Source organism: Rhodococcus oryzae, assembly GCF_005049235.1.
Classification (GTDB): Bacteria; Actinomycetota; Actinomycetes; order Mycobacteriales; family Mycobacteriaceae; genus Rhodococcus_G; species Rhodococcus_G oryzae.
Map to the genome: position 1 here is coordinate 568911 of NZ_SUMD01000001.1, position 16101 is coordinate 585011.

Here is a 16101-nt window from a genome sequence, read left to right on the forward strand (position 1 = left end):
ATCGACGGCGACCCATTTGCCGCCTCGTCAGGAGATCCCCAGTGCCCGTAGCGCCCGACCCGAACCCCTCCTTCGCGGCGTACGCCCATCCCGAACGACTGGTCACCTCCGAATGGTTGGGCGCTCACATCGGCGCACCGGGCGTCAAGATCGTGGAGTCGGACGAGGACGTGCTCCTCTACGACGTCGGCCACATCCCGGGCGCGGTGAAGATCGACTGGCACCTCGACCTCAACGATCCGGTGACCCGCGACTACATCGACGGCGAGGCCTTCGCGGACCTGATGAGCCGTAAGGGCATCAGGCGCGATGACACCGTCGTGATCTACGGCGACAAGAGCAACTGGTGGGCCGCCTACGCGCTGTGGGTGTTCACCCTCTTCGGCCACGAGGACGTGCGACTGCTCGACGGGGGTCGGGACGCGTGGATCGCGGAGGACCGGGGCACCACGCTCGACGTGCCGGAGAACCCGCGCACCGACTACCCGGTGGTCGAGCGCGACGATGCCGCGATCCGCGCCTTCAAGGACGACGTCCTCGGCCACCTGGGCAAGGGACCGCTGATCGACGTCCGTTCCCCCCAGGAGTACACCGGCGAGCGCACCCACATGCCCGACTACCCGGAGGAGGGCGCCCTCCGCGGCGGCCACATCCCGACCGCGGCGTCGATCCCGTGGGCGAAGGCCGCGGCGCCGGACAGCCGGTTCCGCTCCCGCGCGGAGCTGGAGGAGATCTACGCCGCCTACGCACCGACCGACGACGTGGTCGCGTACTGCCGTATCGGCGAGCGGTCGAGCCACACCTGGTTCGTGCTCACCCACCTGCTCGGCTTCGACAAGGTGCGCAACTACGACGGCTCCTGGACCGAGTGGGGCAACGCGGTGCGGGTCCCGATCGCCAAGGGCGAGGAGCCCGGAGAGGTCCCGGCTACCGCATGAGTCTGCCCGAGCCCCTCGCCGAGATCGTCGACGACTTCGCCGCCGTCGACGGTCAGCAGAAGCTGCAGTTGTTGCTCGAATTCAGCCGCGAACTCCCCGATCTGCCCGCCGAGCTCGAGCAGGCGGCGATGGAGCCGGTCCCCGAGTGCCAGTCGCCGCTGTTCCTCTCGGTCGACGCCGCCGACCGGGAGCACGTGCGGTTGCACTTCAGCGCCCCGCCTGAGGCGCCGACGACGAGGGGCTTCGCGTCGATCCTGCACCAGGGCCTCGACGGCCAGAGCGCTAAGGCGATCCTCGATGTCCCCGCCGACTTCTATTCGGCGCTCGGCCTCGCGGAGGCGGTGAGCCCGCTCCGGCTCCGCGGGATGTCCGCGATGCTGACGCGCATCAAGCGACACCTCACGGACTGATCGAGACCTGCACACCGACCCGCCCGCCGGTAGACTCCCGGACGGGCGGGTCAGTGTTGTCCTACCCATCCATCAGCACACCACTCGCAAGAATTGGATGTTGCCAATGGAATTCACCGAACTCTCCGATTACCCCATCACCGCGGGCACCCTCACCGAGTGGCTCCCGTCCGCGCCCTTCGACGACGGATCGTCGCCTTGGTTCGACGATCCCCGGCCCGCGTCGTACGTGCACGAGGCTCGCCTACGTCAGGCCACCCGCACCACCGGTCCCGAACACGGATCGTGGCTCGGGACCGCATTCGAGATCACCGGAAAGCTCGACACCGCGGCCCTCGCACACGCGCTGAACGAGTGGATCGACCGGCACGAGGCGCTGCGAAGTCACGCGAGCATCAGCCCGACCACGAGCGCGGTCAGCCGTCACACGATCGAGACGGGGCGGGTTCGGGTCACCGCCCGCAGCCACGGCTACCGGAGCAGCGGTGCCGAGAACCACGTCGACGTGGCCGAGCTGTTCGACGGCTGCACGTCCCCGCTGTCCTGGCCCTCGTATGCCTTCGCCACGCTGGTGCCGCCCGGCCCCGACGATCGATTCACCGTGTTCCTCGCGGCCGACCACGCGATCATCGACGGCCTGTCCGTCGTGATCGTCGCGCAGGAGATCGAGGCGCTGTACCGGCAGGCCCGCGACGGCATCGACGCCGGCCTGTTCCCGGTGGGCAGCTACGTGGACTTCGGGGCCCGTGAACGGGACACCGCAGCCGAGTTGGACCCCGGCCACCCGGTGGTCGAACTGTGGCGGTCGACCCTCGATCACTGCGGCGGGACACTGCCCGAGTTCCCACTCGACATCGGCGCCGCCGACCCCGGCCCGGTGCCGCAGACCGGCGTGTCCGTGTGGGCGCTCGACGCGGACGGCGCGGACGCGTTCACGCTCGCCTGCCGCAAGCTCGGGCACAGCTTCTTCGCTGGCACCCTCGCATGCCTCGGCATCGTCGGCGCCGAGCTGGCGGGCCAGCCGCGATTCGAGGCGGTCACCCCGATGCACACCAGGAACGACCCGCAGCTGGCCGCGTCGGTCGGCTGGTACGTGGGACTCGGCCCGATCTGCTTCGACGTGTACGGCGCCCAGTCGTTCGGTGAACTGGCGGCGCGTGCGCAGGCGCAGATCGCGGCGGCAAAGCCCGCGGCCCGGTATCCCTACGAACGGGTCAGCGAGGTCCTCACCACCGCGGCCAAGCCGCGATTCGTCGTCTCCTACATGGATCTGCGCTTCGTTCCGTCGGCGACGCAGTGGCCGGAATGGAACGCGCGGGCCCTGCGGAGCAAGCAGTACGAGCACGACGTGCACATCTGGGTGAACCGCACCCCTCGGGGTGTGAACATCGCCGCCCGGTACCCCGACACCGGTGAGGCGGAGGCCAACGTGCACCGCTATCTCGGCCGGCTTCGGAACCTGATGGAGGAGGTCGTGGGCACCGGTACCTGCACGCTCGCAGACCACATCACCCGGTGACCGGAAGAATTACTGGTCAGTAGTGTTTGGCCGGCCCGCGGGGCCATCGCGACGAATTCGCTATCCGATTACATCGGACCGGTGGGCGATGCCTACACTCCGATGTGATGCCCGTAACCACCCCGCCGGGTACGACCCCCGGAAGGGGATCGAACAGCGGGTACCCCTTGCGACAAACAGGAGGCTCAGTGCCCAGTCATGCCAGCGCGCACATCACCAAGGTGCTCGTCGCCAACCGCGGCGAAATCGCCGTGCGTGTGATCCGGGCGGCAGCAGACGCAGGCCTGGCCAGCGTCGCCGTGTACGCCGAGCCGGATGCCGACGCGCCGTTCGTGCGCCTTGCCGACGAGGCCTTCGCCCTCGGCGGCCAGACGTCCGCCGAGTCGTACCTCGTGTTCGACAAGATCCTCGACGCAGCGAAGCGGTCCGGTGCCGACGCGATCCACCCCGGCTACGGCTTCCTGTCCGAGAACGCCGACTTCGCCCAGGCCGTCATCGACGCCGGGCTGATCTGGATCGGTCCCTCGCCGCAGTCCATCCGCGACCTCGGCGACAAGGTCACCGCCCGGCACATCGCCGAGCGCGCCAAGGCCCCGATGGCCGCAGGCACCAAGGACCCGGTCAAGAACGCCGACGAGGTCGTGGAGTTCGCCAAGCAGTACGGCGTCCCGGTCGCGATCAAGGCCGCCTTCGGTGGCGGTGGCCGCGGCATGAAGGTCGCCCACACCATCGAGGAGATCCCCGAGCTCTTCGACTCCGCCACCCGCGAGGCGATCGCCGCCTTCGGCCGCGGCGAGTGCTTCGTCGAGCAGTACCTCGACAAGGCCCGCCACGTCGAGGCCCAGGTCATCGCCGACCAGCACGGCAACGTCATCGTCGCGGGCACCCGCGACTGCTCGCTGCAGCGCCGCTTCCAGAAGCTGGTCGAGGAGGCGCCCGCGCCGTTCCTCACCGACGACCAGCGCGCCCGCATCCACTCCAGCTCCAAGGCCATCTGCAAGGAGGCCGGCTACTACGGCGCCGGCACGGTCGAGTTCCTGGTGCAGGGCGACACCGTCTCGTTCCTCGAGGTCAACACCCGCCTGCAGGTCGAGCACCCGGTCACCGAGGAGACCGCGGGCATCGACCTCGTGCTCCAGCAGTTCAAGATCGCCAACGGCGAGGAGCTGGAGTTCACCGAGGATCCGGCACCGCGTGGCCACTCCTTCGAGTTCCGGATCAACGGCGAGGACGCCGGCCGCGGCTTCCTGCCCGCTCCCGGACCGGTCACCAAGTTCGTGCCCCCGACCGGCCCCGGCGTCCGCATGGACTCCGGCGTCGAGTCCGGCTCCGTCATCGGCGGCCAGTTCGACTCGATGCTGGCCAAGCTGATCGTCACCGGCGCCACCCGCGACCAGGCGCTCGCCCGCGCCCGCCGCGCGCTGGCCGAGTTCCACGTCGAGGGCCTCGCGACGGTCATCCCGTTCCACCGCGCCATCGTCGAGGACCCCGCGTTCATCGGCAACGGTGAGAGCTTCGACGTCTACACCAAGTGGATCGAGAACGAGTGGAAGAACACCGTCGAGCCGTTCACCGCCGGTGAGGCGCTCGACGAGGACGAGGCGCTGCCGCGTCAGTCCGTCGTGGTCGAGGTCGGCGGACGCCGCGTCGAGGTGTCGCTGCCCGGGCAGTTCTCGCTCGGGGGCGGCGGGTCCACCAACGGCGCCACCCGCAAGAAGCCGAAGCCGCGCAAGCGTGGCGGCGGCGCGGGCGGAGCCGCGTCCGGTGACGCCGTGACGGCCCCCATGCAGGGCACCGTCGTCAAGGTCGCCGTCGAGGAGGGCCAGGAGGTCGCCGAGGGCGATCTGATCGCCGTGCTCGAGGCCATGAAGATGGAGAACCCCGTCAACGCGCACAAGGCCGGCATCGTGACCGGACTGGCCGTCGAGCCGGGCGCCGCCATCACCCAGGGCACCGTCCTCGCTGAGCTCAAGTAGCACAAGCACTCTCGCTGCGCCCCCGGTTGCCCCAGGCAACCGGGGGCGCTGTGCTGTGCGCACCTTATCCTGATGCCATGGCAGACCTTCCCGAGATCCGCATCAGCACCGACTGCGAGCAGGGCGGTGACGCGTAGTGGAACCCATCGAGGTCAACGCGGGCGCGTGGTACCTGCGTGCGCTGCGCGCCGACGAGCGGGTCGACGACCGGCCCGCGCTCGCCGACGGCGGGATCGACGACCCGGACTACGTCGCCACCCGCACCGCGCAGTGGGCGTCCGACGAGCACTACTCGTGGGCGGTGTGCCAGCCGAACACCGGCGAGCTACTCGCCGAGGTGGGCCTGACCCTGGACGGGCCGCGGGCCGTGCTGGCCGGCTGGGCCCGCGCCGGGCACGAGGACGCGCTGAGCACCGCGACGACCGTCATCCGCCGGTTCGCCGAGGGCGCGTTGGAGCTGACTGTTACGTGAGCAGGTTCGTGCGCAGCGCGTCCCGGTCCGCCGCCGAGATCCCGAGACCGTCCGCGAAGTAGCCCTCGACGTCGCCGAAGCCGGCGCGCACCTGCTCGATCGCGGCCTCCAGGTAGGGCCTGCGCACGCCGAGGATCGGCAGGAGGAGGTCGGGGTTACCGCCCGCGGCGCGGAACTTGTCGAAGACCGGCTCGAACGAGGGCAGCAGCTGCTCGTTGGTCAGCAGGTAGTCCGCGAACGCGTCCTCCTCGCTGACCCCGAGGAACAGCAGCAGCGAGGCGGACGCCCAGCCCGTCCGGTCCTTGCCGGTGGTGCAGTGGATCAGTGCAGGCGCGCCCTGTGCCCGCGCCAGGTCCGTGAACAGCGTGCGGTAGGACGAAACCGCGCTGGGCAGGGTGACGAACTCCCCGTAGACCTTGAGCAGGAACTCGTTGGTGTCGCCGGTGCCGAGCAGCTGCTCCGCCACCTTCGGGTCGGTGAGGATGTGCTGCATCATCGCAGGGGCCGCGCTCGGATCGGTGTCCGCGAGCACGTCCAGCGCCACCTCCTTCGCGCCGCTCGGGGCCCGGTCGGGCAGCAGCTCCCGCTCGGACTCGGTCCGCAGGTCGAAGACCGTGGTGATCCCGAGGGCGTCCAGCGCGGCGACGTCACCGTCGGCAACGCGCCCGAGGTCGGTCGACCGGTAGACGACACCGGTCCGGACCCGGGCCCCGTCCGCCGTCGGGTAGCCGCCGATGTCGCGCAGGTTGGGCACCGACGCGATGGGAATGCGGGCGCCGACCGTCGAAGATGTGCTCATACCAGCACGGTAGACCACGATCCCGCGTCGCTCTCAGGCCCGCCCGTAATTTCGTTCGATGTTTGAACGGATTTCACACCTGATCGTCGAAGGCCACAAGACCGGCGCCGACATGGCGCAGCGTGCACAGCTCGTCTTCGATCGGGCGGGCGAGTTCTGAGCCGGGCGGCTACTGCCCCCAGGCCCCCGCGATCTGCCGGGTGGCGGCGTTGACCCGATTCCAGACGTTCACCGTGGCGATCGACAAGATCAGCGACGCCAACTCCTGCTCGTCGTAGAGGTCCGCGGCCTCGTCCCACACCTGGTCCGGCACCGCGTCCGCCCGATCGCTGAGCCGGGTGACCGCCTCGGCCAGCGCCAGCGCGGCGCGCTCGGCGTCGGTGAAGTACGGAGCCTCCCGCCACGCCGCGACGGCGAACACCCGCTCGTCCGACTCGCCGGGTTTCTTCAGCTCGCGGGCGTGCATGTCGACACAGACGCTGCAGCCGTTGATCTGGCTGGCCCGCAGATGGACCAGCTCGTGCGTGGTCTTCGGAACGGTGCCCTTCTCGCTCGCCTTGCCCAGCGCCAGCAACGCTTCCATCGCGCCGGGAACCACCATCGCCGGGTTTCCCATTCGTGCCTGCATAATGACCCCTCCAGTGTTGTCCGGGTTTTCGTCCGTCACAGTGATGACGGAACGCGACGGGAGAATGTGACAGATGGACGAGAACGACTCGTTGGCGCTGCGTTTCGAGGACCACCGCACCCATCTCCTGGCGGTCGGCTACCGGATGCTCGGCTCGTTCAGCGATGCCGAAGACGCGATCCAGGAGACCTGGCTGCGACTGAGCCGGTCCGAGGCCGACAGCCTCACGAATCTCGGCGGATGGCTGACGACAGTCATGGGACGGGTGTGCCTGGACATGCTGCGTTCCCGCAAGGTCCGCCGCGAGGACTCCATCGACGACCAGCAGTTGCCCGATCCGATCGTCAGCGTGGCGGAGGGCACCAACCCCGAACACGAGGCGCTGCTCGGCGATTCCGTCGGCCTCGCGCTGCTCGTGGTCCTGGACACCCTGACCCCCGCCGAGCGTCTCGCCTTCGTGCTGCACGACATGTTCGCCGTGCCCTTCGAGGAGGTGGCGACCGTCGTCGGGAAAACCACCGCCACCACCCGGCAGCTCGCCAGCCGCGCCCGCCGCCGCGTCCAGGACTCGACCCCGGTACCCGATCCGGACCTCGCCCGACAGCGGGAGGTCGTGGACGCGTTCCTCGCCGCATCCAGGGGCGGCGACTTCGACGCCCTCGTCGCCGTCCTCGACCCCGACGTGGTGCTCAGGGCCGACACCGGCGTCGGAATCCTGAAGGTGGTTCGCGGGGCGGAGGCGGTGTCCGCGCAGGCGCTCAGCTTCGCGCGGTTCGCCCACTCGTCCATGCCCGCGCTCGTCAACGGCACGGTCGGCGTGGTCAACGCCCCGGACGGCCGGCTGCAGTCGGTCATGGCCGTGACCATCACGAACGGCCGGATCGTCGAGATCCACATCCTCGCCGACCCCCCGCGCCTTGAGCGCCTCGACCGGGAGGCAGCCAGGGGCTGACGCGCTACCGGCTCAGCACCCGATCGAGCGCATCGACGGCAGCGTCGAGTTCGGCCACCGTCACCGTGAGCGGGGGCCGGAACCGGATGCCGCGCTCCCCCGTCCCCAGGATCAGCACGCTCTCGTGTTCACGCATCTGGGTGACGACGGCATCGCGCCTGGCGGTCGAGTCCAGGGTGCACGCGCACATCAGCCCCCGCCCGCGGGGGTCGGTCACGATCGGGTGCCGCTCGGCCAGTTCGACGAGCCGCGAGAGCAGGTGCGCGCCGAGCAAGCGAGCCCGGTCGATCAGCCGGTCGCGCTCGATCACCTCGAGGATGCGGCGGGCCCGGACCATGTCGGCGAGGTTGCCGCCCCAGGTCGAGTTGATCCGCGACGCCACCCGGAACACGTTGTCGGGCACCTCGTCCACCCGACCACCGGCCATGATCCCGCAGACCTGCGACTTCTTCCCGAACGCGACCACGTCGGGTGCGAGCCCGAGTTGCTGGTACGCCCACGTGGTCCCGGTCAATCCGACACCGGTCTGCACCTCGTCGAGCACGAAGAGGGCGTCGCGCTCGTGGCACAGCGCCGCCATCCGCTGGAGGAACTCGGGTCTGAAGTGATGATCCCCGCCCTCGCCTTGGATCGGCTCCGCGATGAAGCAGGCGATGTCGTCGGGATGTCGATCGAACGCCAGCCTCGCCTGTGCCAGCGCCCGCTCGTCGGCCTCGTCCGCGTCACGGCCGGGCTCGAGGTAGGGGGCGTCGATGCGCGGCCAGTCGAACTTCGGGAACCGCGCGACCTTGTTCGGATCGGTGTTGGTCAGCGACAGCGTGTACCCGCTCCGGCCGTGGAAGGCGTGGGTCAGGTGCAGCACCCTGGTGCCGAGCGCCGGATCGAGCCCTCGGGACTCGTTCGTCCGGCTCTTCCAGTCGAACGCCACCTTGAGCGCGTTCTCGACGGCGAGCGCCCCGCCGTCGACGAAGAACAGGTGTGGTAGTGCCGGGTCACCGAGGACCCGGACGAAGGTGCGCACGAACTCTGCCATCGGCACCGTGTAGATGTCGGAGTTGCTGGGCTTGTTCACCGCGGCGGCTGTGAGCTCCGCCAGGAAGGTCTCGTCCGCCGCCAGGTCGGGGTGGTTCATCCCGAGCGCCGAGGACGCGAAGAAGCCGAACATGTCCAGGTAGGTGGTGCCGTCGCGCTGATCGACGAGCCGCCGCCCGTGCGATCGCTCCAGATCCAGGACCAGGTCGAAGCCGTCGACCAGCAGGCTCGCCCGCAGCACCTCGTGTACCTCGTCAGGAGCGAGGCCGGGGACGGGCCGAGAACGCCGGATCGCGGTGCTCATACCTCAAGATTATGTTGATAATCCTGTCAAAGTCACTAGTAAGTGGAAAATTGTTCGGCAATTAGCTAGTCACCGTAAAATGTTTGCAGAATGATGGTGCTGCGCGTCCGTACGTTCGCGGTCGACCGGATCTCCTGCAACAGCGCCTCCAGCGCCCGGGGGGACGCCACCCGCACCAGCAGGACGTAGCTCTCCTCGCCTGCGACCGAATGACAGGCCTCGATCCCCGGGATGTGCTCGAGGCGGGCGGGCGCGTCATCAGGACTGGACGGGTCGAGCGGGGTGATCGCGACGAACGCCGAGAGTTGGTTGCCCAAAGCCTCCGGATCGACCCTCGCGGCGTAACCCCGGATCACCTGACGGGCCTCGAGCCTGCGCACCCGGGTCTGGACGGCCGACACCGACAGACCCGCCTTCTCGGCCAGCGTCGCCAGCGTGGCCCTGCCGTCGGCGATCAGTTCACGCACCAGCAGGGTGTCGATCTCGTCCAGTGTGTCCGGCACCAAGGCAGGCTAACTCAGCGGACACTGGAGCAGGCCCCGACAGGAGGAACACCATGAACCTTCCCGACACCGAGACCCTGCGGACGATGGCCGAGGCGGCGTTGCGCGCGTGCGGTGCCCGCGACGAGCACCCGTCCGTCGACGGCACCCTGCTCGCCCGCACCCCGATCACCGGCGGAGTCCTGTGCCGGCTGACGCCGTCCACACCGGCGCAGGTCGCCGACTCCATAGCCGACGCGCACGACGGGTTCCTCCAGTGGCGGACGGTGCCGGCACCGCAGCGTGGCGCGCTGGTCCGGCGGCTCGGCGAGCTGCTGACCGAGCACAAGTCGGACCTCGCCACCCTTGTGACGCTCGAGGCGGGAAAGATCACCTCCGAGGCGCTCGGTGAGGTTCAGGAGATGATCGACATCTGCGAATTCGCGGTCGGCCTGTCCCGCCAGCTGTACGGCAGGACCATGGCGTCCGAGCGCCCCGGACACCGACTGATGGAGACCTGGCATCCGCTGGGCGTGGTCGCGGTGATCTCCGCGTTCAACTTCCCGGTGGCGGTCTGGTCCTGGAACACCGCGGTCGCCCTGGTGTGCGGGGACACCGTGGTGTGGAAGCCCTCCGAGCTGACGCCGCTGACCGCGATCGCATGTGATGCGTTGCTGCGCAGGGCCGCCGAGGACGTGGGCGCGCCCACTGGGGTTCACCGCCTGGTCCTCGGCGCCGGTGCCGTCGGTGAACAGCTCGTCGACGACCCTCGGGTCGCCCTGGTCAGCGCGACCGGGTCGGTCCGGATGGGCAGAGAGGTCGGGCCGCGGGTCGCGCAGCGCTTCGGCCGGTGCCTGCTCGAGCTCGGCGGGAACAACGCGGCCGTGGTCACGCCGTCCGCGGACCTCGATCTGGCCGTGCGTGGGATCGTGTTCTCCGCGGCAGGCACGGCCGGCCAGCGGTGCACCAGCCTGCGCAGGCTGATCGTGCACTCCTCGATCGCCGACGAGACGGTCGAGCGGGTCACCGCCGCCTACCGGCAACTCCGGGTCGGCAACCCGCTCGAGGCGGATACCCTCGTCGGTCCGTTGATCCGCGAACGATCCTGGGAGGCCATGACATCCGCGCTGGACAAGGCCAGGGCGGACGGCGGCACCCTGGTGTGTGGCGGTGAGCGGGTGGAGTCGGAGGGCGGACATTACGTCTCCCCCGCGCTGGTCCGGATGCCCGCGCAGACCTCGGTGGTGCGCGAGGAGACCTTCGCCCCCATCCTGTACGTGCTCACCTACGAGGCCCTCGACGAGGCGATCGCGCAGCACAACGATGTGCCGCAGGGGCTTTCGTCCGCGATCTTCACCACCGACCAGCGCGAGGCCGAGCGGTTCCTCGCGGCGGACGGATCCGATTGCGGGATCGCCAACGTGAACATCGGCACGTCAGGAGCGGAGATCGGCGGTGCGTTCGGCGGCGAGAAGGAAACCGGGGGCGGCCGCGAGTCGGGCTCCGACACATGGAAGGTCTACATGCGCCGGGCCACCAACACCGTCAACTATTCCGATCAGCTTCCGCTCGCGCAGGGGGTGAAGTTCGGGTGATCGACTTCACCCGGTCTTCGTAGTCCGCGCGGTCTGCGGCGGCGACGGACGTGATGGCCCGGTTGCCGCCGACGAGCTTGCGGATCAGGGTGAGCAGCGGTTCCGGCGATACGGCCAGACCCAGGTCGAGCGCGGCCAGGTAACCGGGCACCGGGGTCTGCGCGCGCCGCGTCGACACCGTGCGCACCACCGCCGCCGCGATGTCCTCGGGGTCGACGGTCGGGAGTCCCTTGCCGAGCGGGAGCCCGGAGGTCAGCGTCGTCCGCACGGCGCTGGGCAGCACCGTGGACACACTGACACCTGCCTCGGCGAACTCGAGGCGGGCCGTCGAGGAGAGTCCGACGGCGGCGAACTTGCTGGCGTTGTACACGGCCAGTCCGGGGATCGCGATCTTGCCCGCGAGCGAGGCGACGTTGACGATGTGACCGCGGCCGCGTGCGACCATCGCGGGCGCCACCGCCCGCATGCCGTGGATCAGCCCCCACACGTTCACGTCGATGGTGGTCTCGCCGATCTCGTCCGGCTCGTCGAGGAAGGCTGCCACCGGCATCACCCCGGCGTTTCCGACCAGCACGTCGATGGGTCCGTTTTCGTCCGTGACCGCCGCCACGCAGGCATCCCAGGACGGCCGCGTCCGCACGTCCAGTGTGTAGGCCCGTGCCGCCGATCCGATCTCGGCCGCGACCTCGTCGGCCGCGGCGCGATCGAGGTCGGCCACCGCGACCTTGGCGCCGCGCGCGGCCATGGCGTGCGCGGTGGCGCGGCCGATGCCCCGGCCGGCTCCGGTGATGAGGACGACGGCACCGGCGAGCTCGATCTCCGGGTACCGCTGCTGCGCTGTGAGGTTCATCGGGTCACCTTCTCTGTGGGGAGATCAGTGGAGATCACGTATGCGCGGTCGTCGAACTCGCCGAGCCGCGCACGCATCCGGTCGGTGGACCACGGCCAGTTGAAGCTGTTGCGCCCGTTCACGTCCAGGAAGTAGCTCTGGCATCCACCGGCGTTGTAGACGGTGGTGGCCAGCGCCTGCTGCACCTCGGCATTGAAGGCCGCCTGCACCTCCGGGCGGGTCTCCATCCGTGTCCAGTTGCCGTCCTTGGCCGCGGCGATCGCCTTCGCCAGGTATCCCAGCTGCGCCTCGAGGATCATGAACGCCGAGGTGTGCCCGGTGCCGAGCGCCGGGCCAAGCAGCACATAGGCATTGGGGAAGCCGGCGATCGTGGTGCCGAGGTAGGCCTGCGGGCTGCCCTTCCAGTGTTCGTCGAGGCTGCGGCCATCACCGTCGAAGATCTTGCCGCCGATCGGCATGTCGAGGATGTGGAAGCCGGTGCCGAAGATGATCGCGTCGACCTCCCGCTCGGCACCGTCGGCCCCGACCACGGTGTTGCCCCGGACGGAGGCGACCGCGTTGGCGTGCACCTCGACGTTGGGGCGGGTCAGCGCCGGGTAGTAGGTGTTCGAGAGCAACATGCGCTTGCAGCCGAGGGTGTAGTCGGGCGTGAGGGCCTTCCGCAGCTCCGGGTCGCGGACCTGGGCTCGCAGCTGCGCCTTGCCGATCTGCTGGACGATCCGCAGGATCCACGGGTGCCGGAATCCGAGCCCGAGCGCCTCCATGATCGAGTACTCGATCGCGCGCAGCGCGCGATGCGCGCCCGGAATCCGGCGCATCACCCAGCGTTCGGCCTTCGGCACGTGATGGTCCGGCTTCGGCAGCACCCACTGGGCCGTGCGCTGGTAGAGGTGCAGCTCCCCCACGCTCGGTGCGATCGCGGGCACGAACTGCACCGCGGAGGCGCCGGTGCCGACGACCGCGACGCGCTTGCCGGCCAGGTCGTAGTCGTGATCCCAGCGCGAGGAGTGGAACACCTTGCCGCCGAAGGTGTCCAGGCCGGGGATCGGCGGTACCAGCGGCTCGTTCCAGGGCCCGACGGCCGCGACCACGGAGTTGGCGGTGAGCGTTCCCGTCGAGGTCTGCAGCACCCAGCGGTGGGCCGACTCGTCCCAGTCGGCCCGGATCAGCTCGGTGCCGAAGCGCACGTGCGCGTCGACCCCGTGTTCGGCGGCGGTGCGGTCGATGTAGCTGCGGATCTCGTCCTGACCCGCGAACAGCCTGGTCCACTCCGGATTCGGCGCGAACGAGAACGAGTACAGGCCCGAGGGGACGTCGCAGGCACACCCGGGGTAGTCGTTGTCGCGCCAGGTGCCACCGAGCGAGTCGCTCTTCTCGAGGATCGCGAAGTCCGTGATCCCCATCCGTCGCAGGGTGATCCCGGCGCCGATGCCGGAGATACCGGCCCCGACGATGAGGACCTCGAAGTGCTGTTCCTGTGTCATGCGAGTGCCTTTCGAGTCGTGCGCAATGCGGCCTCCAGGGTGGCCAGGCGCCTGCGGTCGTCCATGAAGTTCGGGCCCATCACGGCCAGGTCCTCGGCTGTGGCGTCGAGCCGGATGACCCGGGTGCCCGCCGCCTCGACCGCGGCGATCTCCGCGTCCAGGCCCGCGCTCATCCAGCTCCGCAGGACCAGTCGTTCCGCGCGGGCGACTCCCCGGGCACGAACGGGGCCGGTGGAGGCCATCGGCGCCAGCACCACCAGTTCGTCGAGTTCGAGCGGGGCGAGAAGGTCCGCCGACGCGGTCGAGGCGGCGCCGCCGTCGACGTAGCGGCGGCCCTTGATCCGCACCGGCGGCATCCAGCCCGGGATCGCCCAGGACGCGCGGAGCGCCTGCGACAGTGTCGCTTCCGGCGCACCGGGCGAGCCGAAGGCGACGCGGGCTCCGGTGTCGTAGTCCATCGCGACGAGCCACGTCGCGGGGTGCGGGACCCAGGAACGGTCGGGGTTCAGCCCCACCGCGAGCCGGTGCAGCCAGGAGGCGTCACCCCCGCCGGGCGGCAGCAGCCCGCTCAGAGCCGTCACCGGCGCCACCTCACGGCGCAGGCCCGCGCGCACCAGCTTCGGCGAACCCAGCCCGAGTCGAGGCAGCGGCGGCACCCGGCCGGGTGCATCGGCCAGGTGACGGCGCAGCGCCGGATGGGTCGGCTGCTCCCCCAGTTGCATGGCCAGGATCTCGTCCACGCCCACCCCGCTGCCGAGCATGGTGACCAGTTCCGCGCCCGCCGAGGTGCCGACGAGAACGTCGGCCTCGCGGGAGTCCCAGCCGAGGCTGTCGCGGATCGCCACCAGAGCCGCGACGGTCCAGGCCGCGCCGAGGGTTCCGCCGCAGCCGATCACCAGGCCGCGACGGATGTGTGTGTCACTCGAAGTCATATTCAGAAACTAACAGTATTTGGATACGATGGGTATACCAAGAGTGAGAATTTGTCGAGAGGACCGCAGATGGCACGCTTGACCAGGTCGGAAAGCCAGGCCCAGACCAGGACGAATCTGATCGCGACCGCCCGCGACCTGTTCCTCGCCGACGGCTACGCCGCGACCTCACTCGAGAAGGTCGCCGAGGAGGCCGGCTACTCCAAGGGCGCGGTGTACTCCAACTTCCGCAACAAGAACGAGCTGTGCCTGGAGGTGCTCCAGCTGATCCACATCACCAAGGGCACCGAGGTGGCCGAGGTGTTGTCGAGGCAGGCGCCACTGGAGGAGCGGCTGACGGCGTTCGAGGATTGGGCACAGCGCACGCTCGGCGACGTCGGCTGGACGACGCTCGAGTTCGAGTTCATGGCGCTGGCACGCCACGACCCGGACCTGCGGGCGGCGCTGGCATCGAGCCTCGGCACGACTCGCGGAATGGTGGCCGCCATGCTCGGTGCCCTCGTGAAATCCGGCGAGGTCACCCTGCCGATGTCGGTGGACGACGCGGCGAGCAGCATTCTCAGCATGGGCATCGGCCTCGGCATCCAGCGCGCCATCGACCCCACCCTCTCGACCGACATCATCACCCGCAACCTCCGCGCGCTTCTCACCGCTTCCGACTCCGCGGATCTACCCTCACAGGCGTGACGAACTGGCCCGAGCTCGCGCGCGAGATCGCCGACGACGTGCTGTACCCCGCCGCCGACAGCGTCGACGCCGACGGCGAGATCCCGCTCAGTCATTTCGAGGCGCTGGCCGCGGAGGGCTTCTACGGCCTCGCCGCGCCGCCGGAGTTCGGCGGACCCGGGCTCGGCATCGACGACCTGGTGGCGGTGGCCGAGACGCTGTGCGGCGGTTGCCTCGCCACCTGTTTCACGTGGATGCAGCACCACGGCGTGGTCGCGGGGCTGGCGTCGAGCCCGAATCATGATCTGCGCGATGAATATTGGGACGGATTGATGGACGGGTCGGTCCGGGCGGGCGTCGCCTTCGCCGGTGCCATCCCACAGCCGCCGCTGCTCTATGCGCGCCGCGTCGACGGTGGGTACGTGCTCGACGGTGTCGCACCGTTCGTGACCGGCTGGGGCATCGTCGACATCCTGCAGCTGAGCGCCCGCGACGAGTTCGACGATTCGATCGTGCACGCCATCGTCGACGCGGTCCCCGGCCAGGGCGTGTCGATGGAGGAGCTGCCGCTGATCGCCGCGCGCGGCAGCAACACCGTCCGGATGCGGTTCGACGGCTTCGAGGTGCCGGACGAACGGGTGAGCAAAGTGGTGACCCAGGAGGAGTTCGCGGCCGGTCAGGGATTCGGGTCCTGGCTCAACGCATGCATGGCGATGGGCGTCGCCCGGCGCTGCCTCACCGAGCTCGGCGAGCGGGGCGTGGACACCGCCGGGTTCGCATCGGAGGCGTCGGCCGTCCGCGCAAACCTCGATGCCGCACTCGGCGGCCGGTTCGACCTCTTCGCGGCGCGGGCGCAGGCATCCGAGCTGGCGATCCGGGCCGCCGCCGCGCTGGTGACCGCGACGGGCAGCTCCGCCGCCGTCAGCGGTGCCACCGCGGAACGGCTGATGCGCGAGGCGACATTCACACTGGTGGCGGCGTCGAGGCCGCAGATGCGTGCGGCGTTGCTGGGCGAGCTCGGGGCTGACGCCGCCGGCGCCTGAACCGTCTCGGCGCGGCGGT

Annotated in this window: 16 protein-coding genes; 9 read left to right on the top strand and 7 right to left on the bottom strand. The window is 69.8% G+C overall.

Going from position 1 to position 16101, the window contains the following annotated elements; all coding sequences use genetic code 11:
• Positions 1-41: 41 nt before the first annotated feature.
• The 5 genes from FCG67_RS02565 to FCG67_RS02585 all read left to right on the top strand — a co-directional run bounded on the left by FCG67_RS02565 (position 42) and on the right by FCG67_RS02585 (position 5315).
• Positions 42-938 (top strand): sulfurtransferase, encoded by an 897-nt coding sequence (locus FCG67_RS02565; protein WP_136906804.1) that lies wholly within the window; start codon positions 42-44, stop codon positions 936-938.
• Positions 935-1348, top strand: coding sequence for a SufE family protein (locus tag FCG67_RS02570; RefSeq protein ID WP_077040987.1), 414 nt, complete (start codon positions 935-937; stop codon positions 1346-1348). The genes FCG67_RS02565 and FCG67_RS02570 overlap by 4 nt, the downstream gene beginning before the upstream one ends.
• 106 nt (positions 1349-1454) lie before the next feature.
• Positions 1455-2867, top strand: coding sequence for a condensation domain-containing protein (locus tag FCG67_RS02575; RefSeq protein WP_136906806.1), 1413 nt, complete (start codon positions 1455-1457; stop codon positions 2865-2867).
• Between the two features lie 188 nt (positions 2868-3055).
• A complete protein-coding gene (locus FCG67_RS02580; RefSeq protein WP_097210510.1) occupies positions 3056-4843 on the top strand; it encodes an acetyl/propionyl/methylcrotonyl-CoA carboxylase subunit alpha in 1788 nt (595 codons plus the stop codon).
• 136 nt (positions 4844-4979) lie between these two features.
• A complete protein-coding gene (locus FCG67_RS02585) occupies positions 4980-5315 on the top strand; it encodes a hypothetical protein (protein ID WP_136906808.1) in 336 nt (111 codons plus the stop codon).
• Here the strand turns inward: FCG67_RS02585 and FCG67_RS02590 are convergent.
• Both FCG67_RS02590 and FCG67_RS02595 read right to left on the bottom strand, forming a co-directional pair.
• On the bottom strand, positions 5308-6114 hold the full coding sequence (locus FCG67_RS02590) for a tyrosine-protein phosphatase (RefSeq protein ID WP_136906811.1): 807 nt from the start codon (positions 6112-6114) through the stop codon (positions 5308-5310). The two genes, FCG67_RS02585 and FCG67_RS02590, sit on opposite strands and share 8 nt — an antisense overlap.
• 169 nt (positions 6115-6283) lie before the next feature.
• Positions 6284-6742 (bottom strand): carboxymuconolactone decarboxylase family protein, encoded by a 459-nt coding sequence (locus tag FCG67_RS02595; RefSeq protein WP_136906813.1) that lies wholly within the window; start codon positions 6740-6742, stop codon positions 6284-6286.
• Positions 6743-6815: 73 nt separating this feature from the next.
• On the opposite strand from FCG67_RS02595, the gene FCG67_RS02600 reads away from it, so the two are divergent.
• Positions 6816-7694 carry a sigma-70 family RNA polymerase sigma factor gene (locus FCG67_RS02600; protein WP_136906815.1) on the top strand — a complete coding sequence of 293 codons (879 nt, stop codon included), beginning with the start codon at positions 6816-6818 and terminating at the stop codon, positions 7692-7694.
• A gap of 4 nt (positions 7695-7698) precedes the next feature.
• Here the strand turns inward: FCG67_RS02600 and lat are convergent, their stop codons facing one another.
• Positions 7699-9030, bottom strand: a complete 1332-nt coding sequence (gene lat / locus FCG67_RS02605; RefSeq protein ID WP_136906817.1) for an L-lysine 6-transaminase — start codon at positions 9028-9030, stop codon at positions 7699-7701.
• Between the two features lie 65 nt (positions 9031-9095).
• Positions 9096-9536, bottom strand: a complete 441-nt coding sequence (locus FCG67_RS02610) for an Lrp/AsnC family transcriptional regulator (protein WP_136906818.1) — start codon at positions 9534-9536, stop codon at positions 9096-9098.
• 50 nt (positions 9537-9586) lie between these two features.
• On the opposite strand from FCG67_RS02610, the gene amaB reads away from it, so the two are divergent.
• Positions 9587-11107 (top strand): L-piperidine-6-carboxylate dehydrogenase, encoded by a 1521-nt coding sequence (amaB, locus tag FCG67_RS02615; protein ID WP_136906820.1) that lies wholly within the window; start codon positions 9587-9589, stop codon positions 11105-11107.
• Here the strand turns inward: amaB and FCG67_RS02620 are convergent.
• The 3 genes from FCG67_RS02620 to FCG67_RS02630 are packed head-to-tail and all read right to left on the bottom strand — an operon-like array spanning position 11058 to position 14373.
• A complete protein-coding gene (locus tag FCG67_RS02620; protein WP_136906822.1) occupies positions 11058-11957 on the bottom strand; it encodes an SDR family oxidoreductase in 900 nt (299 codons plus the stop codon). The genes amaB and FCG67_RS02620 overlap by 50 nt on opposite strands.
• Complete coding sequence (locus FCG67_RS02625; RefSeq protein ID WP_136906824.1) at positions 11954-13441, bottom strand: flavin-containing monooxygenase; 1488 nt, start codon at positions 13439-13441, stop codon at positions 11954-11956. The genes FCG67_RS02620 and FCG67_RS02625 overlap by 4 nt, the downstream gene beginning before the upstream one ends.
• A complete protein-coding gene (locus FCG67_RS02630; RefSeq protein WP_136906826.1) occupies positions 13438-14373 on the bottom strand; it encodes a patatin-like phospholipase family protein in 936 nt (311 codons plus the stop codon). Before FCG67_RS02630 ends, FCG67_RS02625 begins: the two co-directional genes overlap by 4 nt.
• 69 nt (positions 14374-14442) lie before the next feature.
• On the opposite strand from FCG67_RS02630, the gene FCG67_RS02635 reads away from it, so the two are divergent.
• Together FCG67_RS02635 and FCG67_RS02640 are read left to right on the top strand one after the other, a co-directional pair.
• Positions 14443-15060 carry a TetR/AcrR family transcriptional regulator gene (locus FCG67_RS02635; RefSeq protein WP_136906828.1) on the top strand — a complete coding sequence of 206 codons (618 nt, stop codon included), beginning with the start codon at positions 14443-14445 and terminating at the stop codon, positions 15058-15060.
• A complete protein-coding gene (locus FCG67_RS02640) occupies positions 15057-16082 on the top strand; it encodes an acyl-CoA dehydrogenase family protein (protein ID WP_136906830.1) in 1026 nt (341 codons plus the stop codon). The genes FCG67_RS02635 and FCG67_RS02640 overlap by 4 nt, the downstream gene beginning before the upstream one ends.
• Positions 16083-16101: the final 19 nt, after the last annotated feature.